The 24,018-nt window shown below is 69.9% G+C and carries 19 protein-coding genes; 13 read left to right on the forward strand and 6 right to left on the reverse strand.

The features are described 5' to 3' along the window. Positions 1-30 precede the first annotated feature (30 nt). Positions 31-597, forward strand: coding sequence for a helix-turn-helix domain-containing protein (locus ACQG07_RS14360; protein WP_426738609.1), 567 nt, complete (start codon positions 31-33; stop codon positions 595-597). Here ACQG07_RS14360 and ACQG07_RS14365 read toward each other — a convergent pair. Continuing rightward, positions 594-908, reverse strand: a complete 315-nt coding sequence (locus ACQG07_RS14365) for a hypothetical protein (RefSeq protein ID WP_426738610.1) — start codon at positions 906-908, stop codon at positions 594-596. The two genes, ACQG07_RS14360 and ACQG07_RS14365, sit on opposite strands and share 4 nt — an antisense overlap. Positions 909-981: 73 nt before the next feature. Here ACQG07_RS14365 and ACQG07_RS14370 point away from each other — a divergent pair, with 73 nt between their 5' ends. Next, positions 982-1,599 carry a hypothetical protein gene (locus tag ACQG07_RS14370; RefSeq protein ID WP_426738611.1) on the forward strand — a complete coding sequence of 206 codons (618 nt, stop codon included), beginning with the start codon at positions 982-984 and terminating at the stop codon, positions 1,597-1,599. Between the two features lie 26 nt (positions 1,600-1,625). Here ACQG07_RS14370 and ACQG07_RS14375 read toward each other — a convergent pair whose 3' ends face one another. Continuing rightward, positions 1,626-1,895: a hypothetical protein gene (locus ACQG07_RS14375; protein ID WP_194643130.1), complete on the reverse strand. Its 270-nt coding sequence runs from the start codon at positions 1,893-1,895 to the stop codon at positions 1,626-1,628. 70 nt (positions 1,896-1,965) lie between these two features. Then, the gene (locus ACQG07_RS14380) at positions 1,966-3,012 is read right to left on the reverse strand and encodes a LacI family DNA-binding transcriptional regulator (protein ID WP_137242738.1); all 1,047 of its coding nucleotides are present in this window, start codon (positions 3,010-3,012) and stop codon (positions 1,966-1,968) included. A 166-nt stretch (positions 3,013-3,178) separates the two neighbouring features. On the opposite strand from ACQG07_RS14380, the gene ACQG07_RS14385 reads away from it, so the two are divergent. The 9 genes from ACQG07_RS14385 (at position 3,179) to ACQG07_RS14425 (ending at position 20,479) form a co-directional block, all read left to right on the forward strand. Continuing rightward, positions 3,179-4,474 carry an ABC transporter substrate-binding protein gene (locus tag ACQG07_RS14385; RefSeq protein ID WP_274499015.1) on the forward strand — a complete coding sequence of 432 codons (1,296 nt, stop codon included), beginning with the start codon at positions 3,179-3,181 and terminating at the stop codon, positions 4,472-4,474. 77 nt (positions 4,475-4,551) lie between these two features. Then, entirely contained in the window at positions 4,552-5,469 is a 918-nt protein-coding gene (locus tag ACQG07_RS14390; protein ID WP_192004148.1) for a carbohydrate ABC transporter permease, read from the forward strand. 2 nt (positions 5,470-5,471) lie between these two features. Continuing rightward, entirely contained in the window at positions 5,472-6,401 is a 930-nt protein-coding gene (locus ACQG07_RS14395; RefSeq protein WP_338000136.1) for a carbohydrate ABC transporter permease, read from the forward strand. A gap of 2 nt (positions 6,402-6,403) precedes the next feature. Continuing rightward, complete coding sequence (locus ACQG07_RS14400; protein ID WP_137242735.1) at positions 6,404-8,371, forward strand: glycoside hydrolase family 127 protein; 1,968 nt, start codon at positions 6,404-6,406, stop codon at positions 8,369-8,371. A gap of 203 nt (positions 8,372-8,574) precedes the next feature. Further along, positions 8,575-14,835 carry an OmpL47-type beta-barrel domain-containing protein gene (locus ACQG07_RS14405; RefSeq protein WP_426738612.1) on the forward strand — a complete coding sequence of 2,087 codons (6,261 nt, stop codon included), beginning with the start codon at positions 8,575-8,577 and terminating at the stop codon, positions 14,833-14,835. A gap of 199 nt (positions 14,836-15,034) precedes the next feature. Further along, complete coding sequence (locus tag ACQG07_RS14410; protein ID WP_426738613.1) at positions 15,035-18,880, forward strand: OmpL47-type beta-barrel domain-containing protein; 3,846 nt, start codon at positions 15,035-15,037, stop codon at positions 18,878-18,880. A 199-nt stretch (positions 18,881-19,079) separates the two neighbouring features. Beyond that, positions 19,080-19,559, forward strand: a complete 480-nt coding sequence (locus ACQG07_RS14415; RefSeq protein WP_426738614.1) for a DUF2975 domain-containing protein — start codon at positions 19,080-19,082, stop codon at positions 19,557-19,559. Between the two features lie 4 nt (positions 19,560-19,563). Further along, positions 19,564-19,776: a helix-turn-helix domain-containing protein gene (locus ACQG07_RS14420; protein ID WP_137242732.1), complete on the forward strand. Its 213-nt coding sequence runs from the start codon at positions 19,564-19,566 to the stop codon at positions 19,774-19,776. Positions 19,777-19,846: 70 nt separating this feature from the next. Further along, a complete protein-coding gene (locus tag ACQG07_RS14425; RefSeq protein WP_192004152.1) occupies positions 19,847-20,479 on the forward strand; it encodes a DUF805 domain-containing protein in 633 nt (210 codons plus the stop codon). Positions 20,480-20,497: 18 nt separating this feature from the next. On the opposite strand, the gene ACQG07_RS14430 is transcribed toward ACQG07_RS14425, so the two are convergent. Together ACQG07_RS14430 and ACQG07_RS14435 are read right to left on the reverse strand one after the other, a co-directional pair. Further along, positions 20,498-21,757, reverse strand: coding sequence for an RNA polymerase sigma factor (locus ACQG07_RS14430; protein WP_426738687.1), 1,260 nt, complete (start codon positions 21,755-21,757; stop codon positions 20,498-20,500). A 37-nt stretch (positions 21,758-21,794) separates the two neighbouring features. Beyond that, positions 21,795-22,238: a YciI family protein gene (locus ACQG07_RS14435; RefSeq protein WP_191940091.1), complete on the reverse strand. Its 444-nt coding sequence runs from the start codon at positions 22,236-22,238 to the stop codon at positions 21,795-21,797. A 214-nt stretch (positions 22,239-22,452) separates the two neighbouring features. Here ACQG07_RS14435 and ACQG07_RS14440 point away from each other — a divergent pair, with 214 nt between their 5' ends. Beyond that, a complete protein-coding gene (locus tag ACQG07_RS14440; protein WP_079704549.1) occupies positions 22,453-22,656 on the forward strand; it encodes a three-helix bundle dimerization domain-containing protein in 204 nt (67 codons plus the stop codon). Between the two features lie 23 nt (positions 22,657-22,679). Here the strand turns inward: ACQG07_RS14440 and ACQG07_RS14445 are convergent, their stop codons facing one another. Then, complete coding sequence (locus tag ACQG07_RS14445) at positions 22,680-22,865, reverse strand: hypothetical protein (RefSeq protein WP_079704550.1); 186 nt, start codon at positions 22,863-22,865, stop codon at positions 22,680-22,682. Positions 22,866-23,053: 188 nt separating this feature from the next. Here ACQG07_RS14445 and ACQG07_RS14450 point away from each other — a divergent pair, with 188 nt between their 5' ends. Beyond that, a complete protein-coding gene (locus tag ACQG07_RS14450) occupies positions 23,054-23,854 on the forward strand; it encodes a sugar phosphate isomerase/epimerase family protein (protein ID WP_426738615.1) in 801 nt (266 codons plus the stop codon). The last annotated feature ends 164 nt before the right edge of the window (positions 23,855-24,018 follow it).

The following is a 24,018-nucleotide window of genomic DNA, read 5'->3' on the forward strand; positions in this document are numbered from 1 at the left end:
ACACGACGTGTCATCGACTATCCTGATCGCATGGCACGCTGGGCACCCGACGCCGCTCTCCGACTCGAGGGCGCTGCGATGGCGCTGTTCGCCGACCGGGGCTTCGCGGCGACGACGGTCCCGGAGATCGCCGAGGCCGCCGGGCTCACCACCCGCACGTTCTTCCGCCATTTCGCCGACAAGCGCGACGTGCTCTTCCTCCGCGAGCGCGAGCTCCCGACGGTGGTGGGACGGCTGGTCGCCGCGGCGCCAGCAGGGCTCGACCCGCTCGCCCTGGTGATGTCGGGCCTCGAGACCGTGGCCGCCGGTGAGCTGCAGCGCTGGCGGGACGACATCGCCGCCCGCCGCGCCGTCGTCCGGTCGGAACCGCAGCTGCGCGAGCGGGAACGGTTGAAGTCGGCGGTCCTCACCGACGCGATGCGCGATGCCCTCATGGAGAGTGGTGTCGCGTCAGCCGACGCGGCGCTCGCAGCGTCCATCGGTTCGGCACTCTTCGACGCCTCCCTCGAGCAGTGGCTCGCCGGACCGGACGACGGGCTCCTCGTCGACGTGCTTCGCGCGATGCGCGCCCGACTCGGCGACCTCGCGGGGCGCTAGGGCCGATCCCGGCTCCGCGTCGGCTGCTCCGGGAGCCCGACCTGCCACAGGATGAATGCCACCGCGCTGCAGACCGCGAGCGCGGCGCCGATGATCAGTGCAGCCGTGCCGGTGGAGGCGAGCCAGTCGTGGTGGTTGATCCAGCCGGGATCGTCCTGCGGGAAGTCGAGGAACGAAGCGTAGGTCGAGATGCTCACGACGCCTGCCCCCAGGAGCGCCGCGGCCAAGACTGATGCGCACCAGGACAGGGTCAGCCAGCCTCGGGCGTGGGTCGCGCCCGGGCGCGCTCGTGTGCCTCGCGATTCCCCCATGCAGCGAGGCTATCGCGATGCCGCGCCATGAGGTCGATCGATGGAGCGGCGTCCGATGGTCGAGGATGAAGGCATGTCGAAGCAGCAGTCGGGCCCGCAGGAGCACCGCGATCCCACTACCAACCCCTACCGCATGAGTCGACGGCGCATCACGACGTGGACTGGCGCGCTCATCGCCTCCGTCGTGCTGCTCGTCGTCGTCGCGGTCGTGTTGGCCGCAATCGGCGGCGACAGTGCCGAGTCCTGGGTCGCGATCGTCCTGTTCGTGGCGTTCGGCGTACCCGTCGCTGCGGCCGCCGTCTTGGGCGGGTTGGCGATCGCCTCATGGGGGTGGGTGGCCGGCACGGTGTTCGGTGTGGGCTGGCTGACGCTACTCGTCGTCGTCGTGAACAATGGGTTCCATCTGCTCTTCGACGGTCAGGCTGTGGGGCCCGTGATCTATGACGAGGCGATCTGGCAGGCAAGCGGGGCGGGCGGACTGGTCGTCGGTGGGGTGTTGTTCTTCGTCGCCGGCTGGCAGGGCGATGTCCCGATGTGGATCGGCGGGCCGGCCGGGGGAATCGACGTCTCGCGCAGGCGCTTGAGGGGTAGAGAAGGCGACTCGGTCGGCTCTGGCGCGGTGGTCCCGCCACCGAAGCGGAAGCCGCGTCCGAAACCGAAGCGTCGCCCGAAGCAGCAGCGACGTCGCTGACGGCTCACGCGGCCCGGGCGGACCGGTCAGTCGCCGCCGCCCCCACCGCCCCCGTCTCCGCCGCCGCCGGAGTCGCCGCCACCGCCACCGTCCCAACCGCCGGAGTCGCTTCCGCCGTGGTGGCCGCCTCCATGGTGACCGTCGCCATCGACGATGAACGGCATGCCGGAGTCCGAGGTCGTACCACCGCGATGCTTCGACCCGCCGCTACGTCGTCTGGCCTGCACGGTGATCGTGAAGACGATGACCGCGACGGCGGCGAGGACCACGATCATGATGACGGTTGAGCTGTCCATGGCTCGACCGTAGCGATGTCCGACGGCTGTCGCATTACCCGCGCGGCGAGTATCGGCGTCCGACCGGACTTCAGCGCCTCGGGATCGTGGAACCGCGGAGGACGAGGCGGCCCGGCAGGTATTCGACCCCCTGCGCGACCTCCGTGCCCTCGATCGCCTCGAAGATGCGGGTGGCGGCGAGCCGGCCGAGCTGTTGCAGGTTGGCGTCGATCGACGACAGCTCCGGGCGCGAGTTGGTGGCCAGGATCTCCCAATTGTCGAAGCTGACGACCGCGACGTCGCTCGGGACGTCGCGCCCGAGGTCGCGGACGGTATCGAGCACGCCGCGGGCGATCTGGTCGGAACCGGCGACGATCCCGTCGATCTCGGGGTGCTGGGCGAGGAGCATCGCTGCGGCGTCGCGGCCCCAGTGCTCGGTCCACTCCGAGAACATCGGCGAGCCGACGAGCTCCAGTCCCGCCGCCGCGAGGGCGTTCTGCACGCCCGTCACGCGGTCCCTGGCAGCCGCGTACTGCGGCTCACCCGTGATCATCGCGATGCGGGAGCGCCCGCAGGCGATCAGGTGCTCGACGGCGAGGCGCCCGCCGTCGCGGTTGTCGGGGGTGATGGACACGTCCGTCGGATCGTCGGACGGTGCGTACGCGTAGACGACGGGGACGGGCAGCTTGTGGCCGAGCGAGGGCCGTGGGTCGGTGCTGCGACCCACGACGATGATGCCGTCGACGCGCCGGGTGAGCAGCGCGTTGAGGTGGTGCTGCTCGCGGATCGCGTCGCCGCGGGCGTCGCAGAGGAACACGTTCACCTGGCCTGCGCCGAACGCGTCCTCGGCGCCCATGAGGATGGGGATCACGAACCGGCCTTCGAGGTCGCTCGTGAGGAGGCCGACGGTGCCCGTCCGGCCGTTGATGAGGCTCCGGGCGAGTTCGTTCGGGGTGAACGAGACGGACTTCGCGGCATCGAGCACGCGCTGTCGGGTCTTCGGCGCGACCTCGCTCCGCCCGTTGATCGCCTTCGACGCCGTGGCGATCGAGACGCCCGCGATGCGCGCGACGTCACCGAGGGTCGCCGCCCGACCGGCAGCGATCCCGGTCGTCGCCGAAACATCGTTGTCTGGCATGAAACGCCCCCTCTTCATCTTTCGGAAACGTTACCGGATATTCCTCTTGACGCTAATCTGATCCCAGGCTAGCTTTACCGAAAGGGCTTTCGACAGTTTCGAAACCTCTCCCGAAGCACCGCCGGGCCCGACCGGTCCGCTCAACGAAGAGTCAGAGGAGTCACACATGCGCAGCACGCACATCACACGCAAGCAGCGGGTCGGAGGGGTGTTGGCGGCCAGCGCCCTGCTCCTCGGCCTCGCCGCCTGTTCGTCCAGCGGCGGTGGGAGCGCCCCGCTCGCCAGCGCCGGACCCGAGGGCGTCGACGACGGCTCGGAGCTCACGCTCTGGACCCGCGCGCCCCTGGAGAAGCAGGCCAAGCTGCTCGTCGAGGCCTACAACGCCTCGCACGAGAACCAGGTCAAGCTCACCGTCGTCCCGAACGACGACTACGTCGCGAAGGTGGGTGCGGCCGCCGGTTCGGACAGCCTCCCCGACCTGTTCGCCGCCGACATCGTCTACGTCCCGAACTGGGTCGAGCAGGGCCTCTTCCAGGATCTCACCGCCAACATCGACGGACTCGACTTCAAGGACGAGATCAACAAGGGCCACCTGGCCGCCGGCACGTCCGACGACAAGGAGCACGTCCTCCCGTTCGTGCTCGACCTGTCGATGCTCTTCTGGAACAAGGAACTCTACAAGGAGGCGGGCCTCGACCCCGAGCAGGGTCCGACGACCCTCGCCGAGTTCGCCGAGGACGCCAAAGCCGTGCAGGCGCTCAACAAGCCGGACACCTACGGCACCGCCACGGGCCTCAACTGCGGCGGCTGCCTCGTCTTCACCTGGTTCCCCAGTGTGTGGGCCGACGGTGAGCAGGTCATGAACGAGGACGGCACCGAGTCGCTCCTCGCCGAGGACGGCGCGAAGGAGGTCTACAGCACGTGGGCCGATCTGTGGAAGTCGGGCGCCGTGCTCCCCTCCTCGAAGGACGAGGCCGGACCCACCTGGACCGCCGGCTTCACCGAGGGCAAGGTCGGCGTCATGCCCTACCCGGCGACGCTCCTCTCCTCGACCCCGTTCGACGTCGGCGTGTCCGGCATCCCGGGGCCGAAGGGCGGCGACTCGACCTTCGTCGGTGGCGACGGCATCGGTGTCTCCAAGGACAGCAAGAAGGCCGCGCAGTCGTGGAACTTCCTCAGCTGGCTGATGTCCGAGGACGCCCAGGTCGGTGTTCTCGCAAAGGACAACGACGTGGTCTCCCGCTCCGACCTCGCGGAGAACGAGTACTCGAGCAAGGACCCGCGCCTGGTCACGATCAACGAGGTCGCATCGAAGGGTGACACCCCGTACTCGTTGAACTTCCAGGAGGCCTTCAACTCGCCGACCAGCCCCTGGCTGACGCTCGTGCGCAACGCGGTACTCGAGGGCACCGACTCCGTCGACGCCGACAACGACGCCATCACGGACGTGCTCTCGCAGTAGTCCGACCGCCGGTGCGCCGCCGTGATCCCCCCATCGCGACGGCGCATCGGCACCCACCCGTTCGAAAGGTCCCACCCATGAGTACCACCCTCGCCAGACGAGGCCCGACGGACTCGGTCGGTGCCAGGAAGCGCCGCGCCGCGCAGGCCCGTACCGGCTGGCTGTTCGCGCTCCCGACCGCCGTCTTCGTCATCCTCCTCTTCCTCGTCCCGCTCGGGCTCGTCTTCCAGATGGCGGGGTCCGACTGGCCGCTCCTCGGCGGCAACCAGGGTGTGAACTTCCCCGAGAACTTCCCGAAGGCGATCGACAACCGCTTCTTCCTCGACTCGGTCGTCTTCACGCTGAAGTACACCGTCATCGCGACGGTCCTCCTCATCGGCCTGGGGCTCGGCCTCGCGCTCCTCGTCCAGGAGTCCAGCCGATGGAAGGGCTTCCTCCGCACCGCCTTCCTCATCCCGAGCGCGCTCGGCCTCGCCTCGGCGTCGCTCCTGTTCTACGTGCTGTACTCGCCGATCGCCGGCCCGTTCGCGGACCTCACCAAGGCGATGGGCTTCACCTTCCTCGGGACCCCGGACGCGGCGCTCTGGTCGACGGTCTTCCTCATCGTCTGGCGTTTCGCCGGCTTCTACATGCTGCTCATGCTCGTCGGGCTGCAGGGCATCCCGGAGGAGGTCTACGAGGCCGCCCGCATCGACGGCGCGTCGCGTTGGCAGACCTTCCGCGACATCACCGTCCCGCTGCTGAAGCCGACCCTCGCCCTCACCACGGTGATGTGCGTCACCGGCTCGCTCCTCGCGTTCGAGCAGTTCTACATCCTCACCAAGGGCGGTCCCGACAACAGCACCATCACCGTCGTCCAGCTCATCTACAACGTGGCGTTCCAGGGCCCCAACAACCTCGGCGTCGCCGGTGCGCTGTCGGTCATCGTGCTCGCCGCGCTCATCGTCATCAACATCGTGCAGATCCGCGCGTTCAGCAAGAAGGTCGAGGACTGAGCATGACCATCACCCGAAAGGAACCGGCCACCGTCACCTCGACGATGCCCGACGTCCGTGCTCGCCGCGGCGGGCCCCGACGCGGCTCCGGCGGACCCGAGAAGTCCACCAACTTCTTCGGCATCGCGATCAAGATGCCGTTCTGGCTCTTCTCCGGCGCACTCGCCGTGATCTTCCTCTACCCGCTCGTGTGGACGGCCGTACGATCGGTCTCCCCGCTGGCCGGCACGAACCAGACCGAGGGCTGGGGGCTCGGCAACTACATCACCCTCGCCGGCTACCAGGACGGCATCCTGCAGTACATCGGCAACTCGGCGTTCGTCTCGCTGCTCACCGTGGTCCTGACGCTCGTCATCTCGCTGTTCGGCGGCTACGCCTTCGCCAGGTTCCAGTTCCGCGGCAAGAACGCCCTGTTCCTCGCGACCATCGCGATCCTCATGGTCCCGTACGCCACGCTGCTCATCCCGCTCTACGTGCTCCTCAACCTGGTCGGTCTCTCCAACTCGCTCGTCGGGGTGGCGCTCGTGCTCACCATGTTCCAGCTGCCGTTCTCGACCTTCATGATGCGGATCGCCTTCGAGTCGATCCCGAAGGAGCTCGACGAGGCGGCGATGGTCGACGGCTGCAACTCCTGGACCGTGCTCTGGAAGGTGCTCGTCCCGGCGGTCAAGCCCGGCCTCATCACCGTGGGACTGTTCGCGTTCCTCGCCGCCTGGAACGACTTCATGGCGCCGCTGATCCTCATCAACGACTCCGCGAAGATGACCCTGCCGCTCGCCGTCTCCAACCTGCGCGGCCAGGTCCAGGGCGTCGTGGACTACGGCGCGACCGAGGCCGGCGTCGTCGTCCTCGCGTTGCCGTGCATCCTCCTCTTCCTCATCCTCCAACGTCACTACGTGCGCGGCTTCATGTCCGGCGCATTCAAGGGGTAACCATGAGCACCACCATCAGGACCACAGCAACGGGCACGGGGACCAGCATGGCCCCGGTCGTCCCCACCACCGGTGCGCTCACCCCGCTCGGGCTCGACGAGGTCGGCATCACCGAGGGGTTCTGGGCGGACCGCCAGCGCGTGAACGGCACCGCGACCCTCGCGCACGTCGAGCACTGGCTGGAGCGGGAGGGCTGGATCCGCAACTTCGACCTGGCCGCCGCCGGCACCCTGCCGGAGGGTCGCCGGGGTCGCGAGTTCGCCGACTCCGAGGTCTACAAGTACCTCGAGGCCGTGGCCTGGGAGATCGGGCGACGGGGCGGTGACGACGCGCTCGAATCCCGGTTCCGCAGCGTCGTGGACCGCGTCGCCGCCGCACAGGAGTCCGACGGGTACCTCAACACCCGCTTCGGCCGGCCCGGCCAGGGCGCGCGCTGGTCGGACCTCGAGTGGGGCCACGAGCTCTACTGCCTCGGTCACCTGTTCCAGGCGGCGGTGGCGCGAGCGCGCACGAGTCCCGGTGCCGACGACGGCCTGCTCGGCATCGCGACGCGTGCCGCCGACCTCATCTGCGAGGTGTTCGGCGCAGACGGCATCCAGTCCGTGTGCGGGCACGCCGAGGTCGAGGTCGGTCTGGCCGAGCTCTCCCGCGTGACGGGGGAGTCGCGGTACCTCGACCTCGCGTCGCTGTTCGTGGAACGTCGTGGCCACGGGGTCCTCCAGGACATCGAGTGGGGGCGCGCCTATTTCCAGGACGACCTCCCGATCCGCGACGCCGAGGCGCTGCGGGGACACGCTGTCCGGGCGAACTACCTCGCCGCCGGTGCGACCGACATCGCGGTCGAACACGGGGACACCGGGCTGCTCGACGCGCTCCGCGGCCAGTGGGACCGCACGATCGCCCGGCGCACCTACCTGACCGGTGGCCAGGGGTCGCACCACCAGGACGAGGCCTTCGGTGAGGACTTCGAGTTGCCGTCCGATCGCGCGTACTCCGAGACCTGCGCCGGCATCGCCTCCATCATGTTCAGCTGGCGGCTCCTCCTCGAGGACCGCGACGTCCGGTACGCGGACCACATCGAGCGAGTGCTGTACAACGTCGTGGCGACGTCGCCGTCAGCCGCCGGCACCGCGTTCTTCTACGCCAACACGCTGCACCAGCGGACGCCCGGGGAGTCGAGCCCGGACGACGAGGTGTCGCCCCGGGCGTCGTCGTCGGAGCGCGCGCCCTGGTTCGACGTCTCCTGCTGCCCGCCGAACGTCGCCCGCACGCTCGCGAGCCTCGCGGCCTTCATCGCGACGACCGACGACCACGGCGTGCAGATCCACCAATTCGCCTCCGCCACGATCGACACCGTCGTCGGCGGTGAGCACGGCGGCCGGTTCCGGGCCGAGCTGGTGACGGAGTACCCGCGCACCGGGGTGGTCTCGCTTCGGATCGTCGAGGCTCCCACCCAGGCACTCACGGTGTCGCTGCGCGTCCCGTCCTGGGCGGACGACGCCCGGCTCGTGGTGCAGACGGCCTCGGGCTCCCGCGACGAGCATGAGGTCCCGACCGGGTACGCGGACGTCACCCGCGCGTTCTCCGCCGGCGACGTCGTCGAGCTGTCCTTCAGCATCCGGCCTCGGGTGACGCACCCCGACCCGCGCGTGGACGCGATCCGTGGCACCGTCGCGATCGAGCGCGGACCCGAGGTCTACTGCGTCGAGTCGGTCGACCTGCCGGGTGGCGACGAGTCGCTCGCCCGCGTCGAGATCGACGAGCACGCGGACATCGAGGAGGCGTCCGACGGGCGCCTGACGGTCGTGCTCCGGACCCGCCCGGTCGTGGACGCCGCCTGGCCGTACGCGGACGGGTTCGACGCCCCGGGTGACGCCGATCCGTTCACCGCGAGCATCGCCCCGTACCACTCCTGGGCGGAGCGCGGTCCGTCGACGATGCGCGTCTGGATCCCCACGACGCGGAGCTGACCGACGCCCGCGGAGCGCCGTTGAACGCCCGACACCACACCGGAACAGCTGGACTTTCGGTATGGTGTCGGGCGCTTTCGTCGTGCTGTCATCCGATTTCCGCCCGGTGTGCCGAAACTTCCGAAAAGCCTTGCGAATCCTGCGAATCTCCCGATAACCTCCCCGGGAGTGTCCTACTCACTGACGAGAGGGAATCAGACAGCGTGGTCAGAACACAGCAATCCACCCCCAAGCGGGGGTCGCGTGGATGGCGTGGCGGGATCGCGGCGACAGCCGCTCTCGCCGTCATCGGCACGACCTTCCTCACGGCGCCGGCGCAGGCCGCGAACGCCGACATCGGCTACCCGACGTTCTCGGGCAGCGACACCCCGGTCCCCGCCACCGGCACCGGCTACACGGCCGGCAACCAGCTGCAGGCGATCTTCGACGCGGACGTGGCCGCTGGAGCCGGAGCCCTCGGCGGGCCCGACTTCTGGATGGACCGGATGCTCCAGCGCACCGGCACCACCGGCAGCTTCGGCGACGACAACCAGTGGCTCTTCAGCCGCGGCCGTGCCGTGTTCATGAAGGAGCACGACCCGTCGAAGCTCGGGTTCGGCGGCCAGGTCGCCTACTGGGAGGCCATCGACGGCAAGGCCGCGTACACGGTCGCGGCGAAGATCGACGGCTCCGACGTGACGCTCACGGAGGACACGGCGAGCCGGGTGCAGACGCCGAGCTACTGGCGCAGCGTGCACCGCCACGCGGCCTCGGGGATCGAGGTCGTCCAGACGAAGTACATCACCGACGGGAACGTCGCGGTCACCGGGCTGCAGGTCCGCAGTACCAACGGCGCGCACACCGTGCAGCTCACGGCCAGCTCGGCCTACACGACGACCGTCGAGGGCGATGAGCTCACCGGCGTCGTGTCCGCGGCCAACAAGCTCACCACGATCTTCCCGCGGCTCTCCGGCGACGGCTTCACGCCGGACGGCGGCGGCATCACGGCCAGCCTCGCCGTCCCGGCCGGCGGCACCGTGTCCACCAAGGTGCAGCTCGGGTTCGTCACCGACGAGATCGCGGAGTCGCGCACCCAGTACGACGCCGTCCGCGGACTCGCGCCCGACGCCTCGTACACGGCGCAGGTCACCGCGTACAACCAGTGGTGGGCCGACAACGTGCCCTACCTGGACACGCCCGAGGACAACATCGACAAGACGCTGTACTACCGCTGGTGGCTCATGCGCTTCAACTTCCTCGACGCCGACATCCCCGGCAACGACTACCAGTTCCCCACCTCGATGGAGGGCGTGCTCGGCTACAACAACGCCATCGTGCTCACCACGGGCATGTTCATCGACGACCTCAAGTACTTCCGCAACCCGATCTACTCCTACGGCCCCTGGGTGTCGGCGGGGGAGACCTCGAAGAGCTACAAGTTCGTCGACAACCCGGGTGACCCGGCGAACTGGTCGAACAGCTACACGCAGTACATCTCCGAGGCGGCGTGGCGCTCGTACCAGCTGCACGGCGGGCCGACGGCGATCGCGGAGAACCTGGCGGAGTACGCCGAGGACGACGTGAAGGGCTTGCTCGACGCCTACGACACCGACGACAGCGGCCTCATCGACTACAACTGGGGTGCCATGACGGGCAACGACGCCGACGCGGTGTCGTTCCACGAGCGCCCGAACGCGTACATGGACCGCACCGAGAACGCGTACCTGTACTCCAACGCGCTCGCCTCGGCCGCCGCCTACCGGACGGCCGGCAATGAGGCGAAGGCCGTCGAGATGGACGAGTTCGCGCAGGGCATCAAGGACAAGGTCGTCGAGCTCCTCTGGGACGCCGACGCGAAGGTCCTGAAGCACCGGTTCACGTCCGACGGCAAGCTGGCGAAGTGGAAGGAGATCAACAACTTCTACCCCTTCACCGTCGGCCTCATGCCGAAGCCGGGCGATGCGGACTACGCCGACGACTACGTCAAGGCGCTCGACCTCTTCGCGGACGACGCCCAGTACCCGATCTTCCCCTTCTACACGGCGAACCAGGCCGACCAGGCGGACTACGGCGGACCGGGCAGCAACAACTTCTCGGTGATCAACTCCACCGTGACGTTCCGCATGCTGGCGAAGGTGCTCCGCGACTACCCGACGAAGGCGATCGACGCCGAGTGGTACAAGAAGCTCCTGTACTGGAACGCGTGGTCGCACTACCAGAACGGTGGCGACAACCGCCTGCCCGACCAGAACGAGTTCTGGTCCGACGGCGACGCCGACCCGCAGAACATCGGCTACCGCTCCTGGATCCACCACACGATCCTCGGCGCGACGAACTTCACGATGATCGAGGACACCATGGGCCTCCGTCCGCGGAGCGACGCGAAGATCGAGTTGGACCCGATCGACATCGACTGGGACCACTTCACGGCGAACAACATCGCCTTCCGCGACCAGGACCTCACCATCACCTGGGACGCACCGGGCGGTGAGCGCCACTACGGCGACAGCATCCCGGAGGGCTACTCGGTGTTCCTCGACGGCAAGCTCGCCTTCACCATCGACTCCCTGAGCAAGGTCGTCTACGACCCCGCGACGGGCACGGTCGAGGTGGCGGACGACGTCACCGTCCTGTCCTCGACGACCGCCTCGCTGCAGGCGCCGCAGGACGTCTCCTTCGCCGCCGGCGACCGGGTCGTGGACCTCTTCGCCAAGGCGGGCGCCGACGTGGACCCGGCCAGCGCCGGATCCGCGAACGCCGCCGAGGGTGCCGAGGTCAGCGCGAGCTTCTCCGCGCCGAGCCGTCCCGCCACCGCGGCGGTGGACGGCACGACCGCCAACGAGCCCTTCTGGGGAACCGCGGGGTCACCCAACGCGAAGGACTCGCTCGTGGTCGAACTCGGAGGCACCAAGACCTTCGACGACGCCAGGGTGTACTTCTACAACTCCTCGTCCACCGCCACCGTGCAGGGGTACTCGGAGCCGGCGACGTACTCGCTCGAGGTCCGGAACGGCGACACCTGGACGGCGATCCCGGCCCAGGCGCGTGGCCCGGTCTACCCCCGAGCCAACTACAACCATGTGCAGTTCCCCGAGGCCACCGGCGACGCCGTGCGGCTGACGGTCAACCACGCCGCCGGGTTCAAGACGGGGGTCAAGGAGCTCCAACTCTTCGCGACCGGCGTTGCGGCACCCGCCTCCACCAACCAGGCTCCGTCGGTGAACGCCTGGGTCGACCAGGCGAACTCCGCCGGCGGCACGCTCGCGCTCGTCGGCGAGGTCAAGGACGACGGGCTGCCGCTCGGCGACGTGACCTCCTCGTGGTCCGTGGTCGACGCCCCGGACGACGGTCTCGTCATCTTCGGTGACGCCACCGCGGCGTCCACGACCGCGAGCTTCACCGCCGAGGGTTCGTACACGCTGCGCCTCACGGCCAGCGACGGCGAGCTCACCAGCACGAAGGACCTCGTGGTCCAGGGTGCGGCGTCGGCGGGCGGTCAGAACGTCGCCCGCGAGGCGACGCCGACCGGCGAGTTCACCGCGGGGTGGAACAACGTCAACGCGGTGAACGACGGCACGGTCCTCCACAGCGGCGGATCTCAGGCCGACATCTGGGGCACCTGGTCGGGGAGCCGCCCGGCCACCCGCTGGCTGCAGTACGACTGGGCGAACCCGGTCCGGGTCGACGCCGCAACGGTGTCGTTCTGGGCCGACCAGACGAACCCCTCCTCCGGCGCCGGTGTGAACGTGCCGAAGTCCTGGAAGGCGCAGTACTGGACCGGCGACGCCTGGGCCGACGTCACGGGCGCTTCCGCCTACGGCGTCGAGCGCGACGCACCGAACGCCGTCGACTTCGACGCCGTGACCACCACCAAGCTCCGCCTCGTGCTGAGCGCGGCCGGTCCCGGCACCGGAGCCGACCCGTACGCCGGTGTCGCGGTCAGCGAGTGGGAGGTGTTCGCGGTCGCGCCGACGGCGATCGAACCCATCGATGTGCGCACCACCACGGGTGTCGTGCCGACACTGCCGTCGACGGTCGACGCGACGTTCGCGGACGGCAGCCACGCCGACCTCCCGGTCTCGTGGGCGTCGATCACACCCGAGCAGGTCGCGGGTGAGGGCAGCTTCTCCGTCGTCGGTCTCGTGACCGGCTCCGCGGTGCCGGCGAAGGCGACCGTCTGGGTGCGGGCGACCGCTCCCGGGCAGATCAACGCCGTCGACCCGGTCGCGGTCACCACCGCAGCCGGGGTCGCACCCGCACTGCCGACCTCGCTCGGTGTCCTCTACAACGACGGGTCCCGCGAGGACCTGCCGGTGATGTGGGCCACCGTCGATCCCGCGTCCTATGCGGCTGAAGGTGTCTTCGAGGTCGCGGGGACGGTCGAATCGGCCCTGCCGGGAGCGAAGTCGGCGACCGCCACCGTGACGGTCGGCGCCGGTGGCGGCGAGGAGGACGACACCGCTCCGGTGGTCGCCCTCACCGCCGACCCGGCGGCCCCGGCATCGGGCTGGCACACGGGAGCGGCGACCGTCTCGGTCACCGCGACCGACGACCGCGACTCGGCGCCTGTCGTCGAGGTGTCGGTCGACGACGCCGCCTGGGCTCCGTACACCGGTCCGATCGCCGTGAGCGGGGACGGTGTCCACACCGTCGCCGCCCGCGCGACGGACGCCACCGGCAACCGCTCGGCCTCCTCCGACGTCACCGTCCGGATCGACGCGACAGCGCCGTCGGTGACCCCGGTCGCCGACGCCGCGGCCCGCACGGTCAAGGCGACCGCGACGGACGCCGGTTCGGGACTCGCCTCCATCGAGGTCCGCATCGGTGATGCAGCGGAGTGGACGCCCTACACCAAGGCGGTCCTCGTGGGCCTGGAGGAGACCACGGTCCACCTCCGTGCCACCGACACCGCGGGCAACGTGTCCGCGGACACCACGGTCGTCGTGCCGAAGAGCGACGGTCAGCTCCGCCGGAACGTCGCGATCGGAGCCGTCCCCACGGCCTCGTTCACGGCCGCCTGGAACACGGTCGACGGTCTCAACGACGACGTCGCTCCGACCTCATCGGGTGATGTCACGCCGAACGACAACGCGACCGTCTGGGGCGCGTGGCCGGAGATCGGTCAGCAGTGGGTCCAGTACGACTGGGCCGAGGCGGTCACCGTCGGCGAGACCGGGGCGTACTTCGTCTCGAACCTCGACGACGCGGGCCTCGGCATCGAGGTCCCGACGTCCTGGAAGACGCAGTACTGGGACGCCGAAGCCGGAGACGGCGCCGGCGCATGGGTCGACGTCGAGGCGCTCGGTGCGTACGGGACCGAGGTCGACGCGTTCAACCCGGTCGCCTTCACCCCGGTGACGACGACGAAGCTGCGTCTGCTCCTCGAAGCCTCGGGCACCGAGAGCGGGAAGGGCAGCCTCGGGATCAAGGAGTGGCAGGTGTTCGAGGCGGCCGACCAGCCGGTCCCGGACGTCACCGCTCCCGTCGTGACCACCACGGTCACCCCCGAGCTGCCCGCCTCCGGATGGTTCCGCGAGGACGTGAGCGTCTCGGCGACCGCCCTCGACGACCGCGACCTCGTCGCGACCCTCGAGGCGCGGGTCGGGACCGGCGAGTGGGTGGCGTACACCGGCCCGGTGGTCGTCACCGCGGACGGGGTCACCACGGTGTCCTTCCGTGGAACGGACGCCGCCGGCAACGTGTCGGAGCCGTCGGTCGTGGAGGTGCGGCGCGATGCGACCGTCCCGACAGCCGCGGGGACGTTCGACGGCACCGCGCGCACCGTCACCGTGACCGCCGAGGACCAACACTCCGGTGTCGCGTTCACGGAGGTCCGGATCGGGGACGGGGCGTGGACCACGTACACCGCACCCGTCGCCACAGGTGAAGCGGCGACCACGGTGGCCGTCCGCGCCACCGACGTCGCGGGCAACGTCTCGGAGTCCGTCTCCGTCGACGTCCCCGCGAAGCCGGTCACGCCGGAGCCGACGCCGACCCCGGTCGACCCGACGCCGACGCCCGGCCCGAGCGAACCGAGCGGTTCGCTGACGGGTGACGAGGTGCTGCGACTCGGCGTCACGAGCGTGGCCCCCGGCGGAGCGCTGCCGGTGTCGGTGACGGGAGCCCAGCCGGGCGCGGTGTTCCGCGTCGAGCTGCGGTCGACGCCGGTGACGCTCGGGACGCTCACGGTGGGTGCCGACGGCACGGCGAACGCGGTGTTCACCGTCCCGTACACGACCACGGCCGGCGTCCACACGCTCGCCCTGGTCCTTCCGGGCGGCGAGGTGACGGCCCAGGTGACCGTCATCACGCCGGGTGCCAGCACGCCGGACGCCATCGCGTCGACCGGTGTGCCCGAGGAGGCCGCCACGTTCGGTCGCCTCGCCGCCCTCGCGGTGCTCCTCGGAGCCGCCGCCGTGCTGATCGCCCGCCAGCGGGCCGGACGCACGCAGCTCGAGCGCGGACCGACCGGACCGCTCGTCTGATCGCCTCGGCAGGCCCGGGGAGCGCATCCCGCTCCCCGGGCCTGCCCCGGCTGCCGCCCCTGCCCCCTGCGCCGGTCCCTGAGCCCGTTCACCCCGGTCCGTGAGCCCCTACCCCGGTCCCCTACCCCGGTCCCCTACCCCGGTCCCTGAGCTTGTCGAAGGGCCACCCGCACCACCACACCGATCACTGGAGATCCTCGTGTCCCGTCCCCTCCGCCTCGCCGCTCTCGGAGCCGCGACCGCCGTCCTCGCCTCACTGCTCACGGTCGTCGTCGGTTCACCACCGGCTGAGGCGGCCACGCAGAACCCCATCATCGGTGACGGCTCCGTGTACTCGGCGGACCCCGCCACCCTGGTCGTCGACGACGAGCTCTACATCTACGCGGGGCGGGACGAGGCCGGCCCAACCACGAACGACTTCATCATGAACGAGTGGCAGTCGTTCTCCACCGGCGATCCCGACTCCGGCACCTGGGAGCACCACCCGTCGCTCATGCGTCCTGAGACCGTCTTCGACTGGGCGACCTCCGGCCGCGCCTACGCGGGGCAGGTCGTGGAGGGTGCCGACGGCCGCTTCTACTGGTACGTCCCGGTCCACGAGGCGGCGAGCACGTCGGAGGACCAGTTCGGCATCGGCGTCGCGGTCGCCGACGACCCGTTCGGCCCGTGGACGGACGCGGTCGGCGGCCCGATCATCTCCCAGGCCATCCTCGGCAACACGATCCACAACATCGACCCCACGGTCTTCGTCGACGACGACGGTCGTGTCTACCTCTACTGGGGCAGCTTCAGTCAGCTCCGCGCGGTCGAGCTCGAAGCCGACATGGTGACGCTCACGGGTGACGTGCGCACGATCTCCTCCGGTGTCGACGGCTTCTTCGAAGCGGCGTGGCTGTTCAAGCGCGGCGCCACCTACTACCTCGCCTACGCGGCGAACAACGCCGGACCCGACTCCACCTGCACCCCGGCGACCTACCACGCGTGCATCGCGTACTCCTCGGCCGATTCGCCCTTCGGGCCATGGACCCAGCGCGGCCGCGTCCTCGCCCCCGTGTCGTCCACGACCTCGCACCCGGCCATCACCGAGTTCCAGGGCGAGTGGTACATCGCGTACCACACGGCCGACGCCGTCGGCGGGAACCACTTCCGTCGCTCGGTCGCCATCGACAGCGTGGAGTGGGACGACACGACCGTGCCGCCGACCATGCGCGAGGTCGTCACGACCCCGGAGCGCGGCCCCGACCTCAGCCCACGGCGCAACGTCGCACCCTGGGCGACCGCCTCGGCCTCGAACGAGCCCGTCCCGACGCAGTACTGGATCGACGCCCTCAACGACGAGACGATCCGACCGAACCCGCTGCCGCCCGACATGTGGGGCAGCTGGTCGGCGGAGCGTCCCGCCCAGCAGTGGATCCAGTACGACTGGGACCGCCCCGTGCGCATCGACAGCGCATCGATCAAGTTCTTCCGCGACGTCGCACCGGGCACCGGCAACGGGGTGTCCGACCCGTCGAGCTGGAGGCTGCAGTCCTGGAAGTCCGGAGCCTGGGTCGACGTCGTGAACCCGAGCGGCTACCCGACCTCCACGACCGCGGAGCACACCGTGACCTTCGAACCGGTCACCACCACCCGGCTCCGGGCGGTGCTCAACGCCTCGTCCAACGGGGCGAACCCGCCGGCGTATTCGGCGCTCGCCGTCGAGGAGTGGCGCGTGCTGGCCGCCGAGACGACGGGGTATCAGCCGGTCGTCGTGTCGACGATCACCGGGACGCAGCCCCTCCTCCCGGAGACCGTGCTCCTCGACGACGCGACGGGCGGCTCCGTCCGCGCGACCGTGCACTGGGACCCCGTCCCCGCGGACCAGCTCGCCGCGCCCGGATCCTTCACCGTGCTCGGCACCGCCGAAGGCTATGCGGCCGGCCGCGTCGAGGCGACCGTGACGGTCATCGACGGCACGGTCACCGAGGACACCCAAGCGCCGACGCTCGACGTCGAGACGATCGGCGTCGACGGCGCGGGGGACTGGTTCCTCGGTGACGTCACGCTGCGGGCGACGGCGCTCGACGCGGCGGACCCCACGCCGCTCATCGAGTTCCAGCGGGACGGCGGCGACTGGACCGCCGTCGCCGGGCAGCGGACGGCCGTGCAGACGATCACCGGTGACGGACCGCACAGCGTGGCCATCCGGGCGACGGACGCCGCCGGGAACACCTCCGAGGTCTGGAACGCGTCGTTCCGGATCGACTCCGGTGTACCGACCGTCGACGCGGCGTTCGATGCGGAGAGCCGCGCGGTCACGGCGTCGGCCGCCGATCCTGGCGCGCCGGAGACCGCGTCCGGTCTCGCGGGCCTCGAGGTCGCCGTCGACGGACAGGACGCCTGGGAGCCGTACACCGCGCCGGTCATGCTCGACCTCGAGGCGCACGACGTCTACCTGCGTGCGAGCGACACCGCCGGCAACGTGTCGGCGGTCACCGCCATCACCGTGCAGCGCTCGGCGGACGCCCCGCTCGAGGGCGACATCGCGTCGTTCGCCACGGCGACCGCCTCCTACTCCTCGCCGTGGACCACGGTCGACGCCGTCAACGACGGCAGTGCCTCGGGTGCGTCCTGGGGCACCTGGCCGATGGTCGGTGAGCAGTGGGTGCAGCTGAGCTGGGACCGCGAGGTCACGCTCGACGCCGCGTCGGTGCACTTCTTCGCCGACGCCGCAGACGAGGCGAACGTGGGGGTGATCCCGCCGCGCAGCTGGGTGGTCGAGACGCTCGCCGCGGACGGCTCCTGGGTGCCGGTCGACACCACGGACCCGTACACCCGGGACCGCGACGTCGCCAACGCCGTGGGCTTCACACCGGTCGCGACGTCGGCCCTCCGGGTGCGCATGCAGGCTTGGGGTGCGGCGGAACAGGGCGGATCCGTCGGGATCCTGGAGATCACGGCGAACGCGGTCGCTCCGGCGGGGGAGCCGGACACGACGGCGCCCACCGTGACGCTCGCGTCGAGTCCGGCCGAGCCGACGGGCGAGGCCGGTTGGTATCGCGAGGGCGTGTCGGTCGCGGTCGACGCTGACGACGACGTCGACGACGCCCCGATGGTCGAACTCCGGCTCGGCGACGGCGCGTGGACGCCGGCGGAGGAGGTCGAGGCGTTCGACCCGGAGACGCGGGTGCTGATGCTCGGCGCCGATGGCGTGTACGTGGTCGCGGCCCGCGCGACCGACGCTGCTGGGAACGTCTCCGAACCGGTGGCCCTGTCCGTGGACATCGACACGACCGCGCCGGAGGTCGAGGCGGTCACCACACCGGAGGCCCCCGCGACCGGACCGGTCACCGTGCGGTTCGACGCGACGGACAAGGGTTCCGGGGTCGCCCTGGTCGAAGCGGCAGTGAGGTCGGGCGACGCGGGTTCGGGTGGTGTCGGCCAGGACGATGCCGGCTGGTCGCCGGTCTCCGATGCCGGGCTCGTGCTCGACGAACCGGGCGAGCACCTCGTGCGGTACCGCGCCACCGACGTCGCCGGCAATGTCGGCGCCGAGCGTTCGGTGACCGTCACGGTCGTCGAGACGCCCGTCGACCCGGAGCCGGGGGACGGTGCCCGGGTGGTCCTCGGTGCCTCATCGGTGACGGCGGGCGGTTCCCTCGCGGTCGCCGGTTCGGGTTTCGGCGCCGGTGAGCAGGTGACGGTCACGCTCTTCTCCGACCCGGTGCGGCTCGCCACCTTCACCGCCGACGGCTCGGGCGCCGTCTCGGGTGTCGTCGCCGTGCCGGTCTCGACGCCGAACGGGGTGCACACGGTCGAGCTCCGAGGTGTCACCACCGATCGCGCGGCGACGGCCTCGCTGCAGGTGACGGGCGGTGGAGCCCTCCCGGGCACGTCTGTCGGAAGCCCCGGTGCCTCGGCGCCCGGAGCCGGCGGGGGCGGCGGTGGCGACGACCTCGCCAGGACCGGCGCCGCGCCGTCCGCGGCGCTGCTCATCGCCGCACTCGCCCTCCTCTCCGGTGTGCTGCTCGTCGCGAGGCGTCGTCAGGAGGCGTTCCGAGGTTGAGTGCGCCCTTCGACAGGCTCAGGGACCGGAATTGCTCTGGGACCGGGATGGCCCTGGGACCCGACGGACTCGGGGACTGGAAGGGCTCTGGGACCGGATGGGCTCAGGGACCGGAATGGCTCAGGGAGCGGGATGGCGTCGGCTTGCGCAATCTATCGAATAACGATAGCTTTCCATTGTTCTTCGATGGAGGTGCGCGATGCGCGGAGTGACGGTCCTGTTGCTGCGGGTGATCCTCGCGGTCGTTCTGGTGGGTTCGCTGGTGGTGCAGGTGGTGATGGTCCCGTTGCTCTGGGCGGACCTCGACGGCGTGGACGAGGTGCCGCGGACCCTGTTCGCGATCATCGTGATCGCCGAGATCATCACCTTCCAGCTCTGCGCCGTGTGTGTCTGGGCGCTCCTCGACCTGGTCCGTCGGGGGCGGGTCTTCTCGGCTCGCTCGTTCCGGTTCGTCGACGTCATCATCGGTGCGATCGCCGTGTCCGCGCTGCTCACGTTCGGGCTCGCCGTCCTCCTCGCTCCGGGCGGGATCGCGCCGGGGGTCATCGGTCTCCTCTGCGGCGCCGCGCTCGTGACCGCCGGTGTCGCCCTCGTGGTCGTGGTCATGCGGTCCCTGCTGCGTCAGGCCGTCGACCGCGAGATCGAGGCGCAGGGGCTCCTTCCGAGTTGGACGACGTGATCTGATGCCGATCATCGTGGACATCGACGTCATGTTGGCTCGCCGCAAGATGTCGGTCGGTACCCTGTCGGAGCTCGTGGGGGTGACACCGGCCAACCTCGCGGTACTGAAGAACGGCCGTGCGAAGGCGGTCCGATTCACGACGCTCGAAGCGCTGTGCGTCGCACTCGACTGCCAGCCGGGCGACCTCTTGCGCTGGGAGGCCGCGTCGGAGTGATCCGCCCCGATGCCCCGGTCGCCATGCCGGGCATACTGGAGGCACCTCGACCAGCGATCCGGAAGCAGTCATGACGTATCCTCCAAACCCTCCAGGTCCGCAGTCCCAGCTGCCGTACGGGCAGCCGCAGTACGGCCAACCGCCGTACGGGCAGCCGCAGTACATCGCGCCCCCGCCCCGGGGTGCCAGCTCGCCGGACGACCTGACCCTGCCGCTCTACGGGGCCACGTTCCGCCAGGCCACCAAGCGGTTCTTCAAGCAGTACGCGAACTTCTCGGGGCGCGCGTCGCTCAGCGAGTACTGGTGGAGTTCGCTGCTCACGACGATCCTGATCCTCATCCCGACGCTGCTCGTCATGGTCGGTGCCATCATGACCGGCGTCGCAGCAGCGACGGCTGCGCAGGAAGAAGACCTGTCCGGGGGTGGCTATGACTTCGCGGAGCCTGGGCCCATGGAGTTCGGCATGCGTGTGCTCCTCATCCTCGGCGTGATCCTGCTGTTGGTGGTGTGGTTCGCCCTCATCGTGCCGAGCCTGGCGATCACCTGGCGGCGCCTGCACGACGCGAACTTCCCCGGCCCGTACTACTTCTTCACACTCGTCCCATCGATCGGAAGCGTCATCATCCTGGTCCTCGTGCTGCTTCCGTCGAAGCCCGAAGGGCAGCGCTTCGATCGCCCGGCGCAGGTGTCGTCCGGACGCTGAGGTCGCAGGAGACGCGGTTCACTGCGGCAGTTCGGCGGCCTTCCGCAGCAGGACGTCGCGCTCACGGTCGTTCGCTGCGAGGTGCGCGGCGGTCAGGAGTTCCGAGCGCGCCTCCTCGATGCGCCCCAGCCGTGCGAGCAGTTCGCCGCGGACGCTCGGGATGAGATGCGACCCCCGCAGCGACGCATCGTCGGCGAGGCTGTCGACGATGCGGAGCGCCGTCGCCGGGCCGGTCGCCATCGATACCGCGATCGCGCGGTTGAGTTCGACGACCGGGTTCGGGGCGATCCGTCCGAGCGTCTCGTAGAGGATCACGATCTGCTCCCAGTCCGTCGCGTCCACGCTCGGAGCGACCGAGTGGCACTGCGCGATGGCCGCCTGGAGTGCGTAAGCGCCGCGTCCCCGGCCGAGGGCGTCGGCGCGGCTGAGCGCTGCCGTCCCGCGAACGATCTGCGCCCGATCCCAGCGCTCGCGGTGTTGGTCGGCGAGCAGGATGGCGGAGCCGTCGGGTGCGACGCGGGCGGCGAAGCGTGAGGCCTGGAACTCCATGAGGGCGACGAGCGCGTGCGCCTCCGGCTCGCGGTGGACGAGCGCGACGAGGCGTCGGCCCAGCCGCAGGGCCTCGTTCGCGAGGTCGGCGCGGATCCAGGTCGGTCCGCTCGTCGCCGCGTACCCCTCGGTGAAGAGCAGGTAGACGACGCCGAGGACGGCCGACAGGCGCCGGGGCCACTCGGCCGGGTCCGGCGCCTCGAAGTGGACGTTCGCCGCGGCGAGCGTCTTCTTCGCACGGGTGATCCTCGCCTGCACCGTCGGCACCGGGACGAGGAGCATCCGGGCGATCTCCTGGGTGGTGAGCCCGCTGACGACCCGCAGCGTCAGCGCCACCTGCGACTCCCGCGAGAGCGCCGGGTGGCAGGCGGTGAAGACGAGCCGCAGCACGTCGTCCCCGATCGGCTCCCAGTCGAGGTCGCTCGCCTGCTCCAGGTCACGGGCGAGCGAGCGGTACCGCTCATCGAGGGCTGCCCGACGTCGCCACCCGTCGATCGCGCGACGTTTGGCCACCATCGTCAGCCACGCACCCGGGGTGCGCGGCACGCCGTCGCGCGGCCAGTGTTCGAGGGCCTCCAGCAGCGCCTCCTGGGCGAGATCCTCCGCCAGACCGAGGTCGCCCGTCAGCTTCGTGAGGGTGGCGACGATCTGCGCGCTCTCGATCCGCCAGACGCTGTCGACCACGCAGCGGGCGGCCTCATCGCCGTCCGCCGCGCCGGTGTCGGTCATGTCGGCGTCGGTCATGTCCGTCACGCGTCGGTCGTGCTCAGGCCGGGTCGGCCGCCGGCTTCGCCACACCTTCCTGCGCCCGCCACTCCTGCTCCTTCTGGAGGTACTCGTTGTCGGCGTGGTCGGCGAAGTCCGTCTCGTCGGTCACACGGCGCACCTCGATCTTGTTGCCGGGGCCGAGCGGCGCACGGCCGGCCCATTCGATGGCCTCCTCGCGGGTGGCGACCTCGATGGTCCAGAACCCGTTGAAGAGCTCGTGGAGTTCGCCGTAGGGGCCGTCGGTGACGATCGGCGCCTCGGTCGTGAACTCGACGACGGCGCCCTGTGCGGCGTCGGTGAGGCCATCGCCGCCGACCATCACGCCGGCGTTGATCATCGACTCGTTGTAGGCGCCCATCGCGTTGATGACCGCTTCGAAGTCCATGTCCTCGAGCTTCTCGACGGACCCGCTGTTGCGCATGATGAGCATGTACTTCGACATCGTCTTCTCCTGTCGTCAGGGGCGCTGATCGCCCGCCTCACTCTGACGTCGAACGGCGAACACGGAAATCGACATCGCGGTCAGAATATCCTCGGCGGGTGCCCGATGGGGAGGGTGAACGGATCGCGGCGGCCAGGTGTCCGGCGGGAGAACAGCGGCGGACGGAAGTCGCGATTCACAGCCCAGGCAACAACTGTGGGTTGATACTGAGTCCATGGCAACTGAGATCGACCACGAAGAGATCATCCGTCAGCTCACTGCGAAGCTGAGCGAGAAGTACTCGGGGGTCGATTCCGCTCGGATCGGCGAGCTCGTGCGCGAAGAGGTCAGCGCGCTCGCCGAACGCCCGGTCCAGGATTACGTGACCGTCCTCGCCGAGCGTGCGGTCAAGAAGTCGCTGAAGCGCGCCGAGAAGTAACGGTCCCGCCACCGGCCGGATCGCTACCGGTCAGGTCTGCTCGTCAGCGCCTCGATCGAGACCACGATCACGATGCAGACGACGAGCAGGATGAACACGTTCGGGTTCAGGGTCAGCGCGTAGAGGACGACGGCGATCAGCACGAGGACGCCGATGATGACGATCGCGCGGCGTGGTGATCTCCGCCTCGTCCGGTTCAGGTCTGCCATGGTGCCCCCTCGCTGATGGTCGGTCGAATCTCCAGACTATGAGTGCCCGGCCACCCGCGCGCCCAGTCTCTGTCGATAGACTCGGCTCGGGTACTTTTGTCGATGAGTCGACAGAAGCGGTCCGGCTCGGTGTCCGTCACCGATCCGATCGCCCGTCGGTGCCCGCCCGAAGCTACGAAGGAGTACCCATGAGCGCACCGTCCGTGCAGCTGTACACCGTCCGCGACGCCATCGCCGAGGACCTGCAGGGCGCCGTCGCCCGCATCGCCGAGATCGGCTTCACGAAGGTCGAGCCATACGCGTTCGTCGAGCGCGCTGCCGAGTTCGAGACCGCTTTCGCCGCCGCTGGTGTCACGGCCCCGTCCGGCCACGCGCCCGTCATCGACGCCGCCGAGCCGGCGGTCGCGTTCGACGCGGCGTCGCGGCTCGGGATCGGAACGGTCATCGACCCCTTCATCCCCACCGATCGCTGGCAGACCGCCGACGACGCGGCACGTCTCGCCGAGCGCGTCAACGAGCTCGCCGTCCAAGCAGCGGCGTCCGGCCTGAAGTTCGGTTACCACAACCACAACTGGGAGTTCTCGACCCACGTCGACGGGCGCCCGATCTTCGAGCTGTTCGTCGAGCAGCTGTCGCCCGAGGTCGTCCTCGAGATCGACACCTTCTGGTCGACGGTCGGCGGTGCCGACACCCCGGCGTTCCTCCGTTCGCTCGGTGACCGCGTGCAGTTCCTGCACATCAAGGACGGCATCATCTCCGGTGACATCGCCACCGCGCTGCCGAGCAGCGAGAGTGCGCTCGTCGTGCCCGACGCGCTCGCCCAGGCGTTCGCGAACCAGCAGCCCGCGGGTCAGGGCCAGGTCGACATCCCGGCAATCCTCGCTGCCGCGCCGCACGCGACCCGCGTCGTGGAGTTCGACGGCTACAGCAAGGAGATCTTCGGCGGCGTCGCCGAGTCCTACGCCTGGCTCGCCGAGAACGACAAGTAGGCGCGCACCTCGACAGGCTCGGTGAGCGGGGCGCCCGTTCCCCGAGCTGCGCCGCACTGAGCCTATCGAGGTGTCGAAGGGCCCACGGGGAGTCGTTCTGTGGCTGTGGACGTGTGCTCGGGGGCACTTCGACAAGCTCAGTGACCGAAGTTGGCTCAGTCACC

Source organism: Plantibacter sp. 2H11-2, from assembly GCF_050031945.1.
Lineage (GTDB): Bacteria > Actinomycetota > Actinomycetes > Actinomycetales > Microbacteriaceae > Plantibacter > Plantibacter auratus.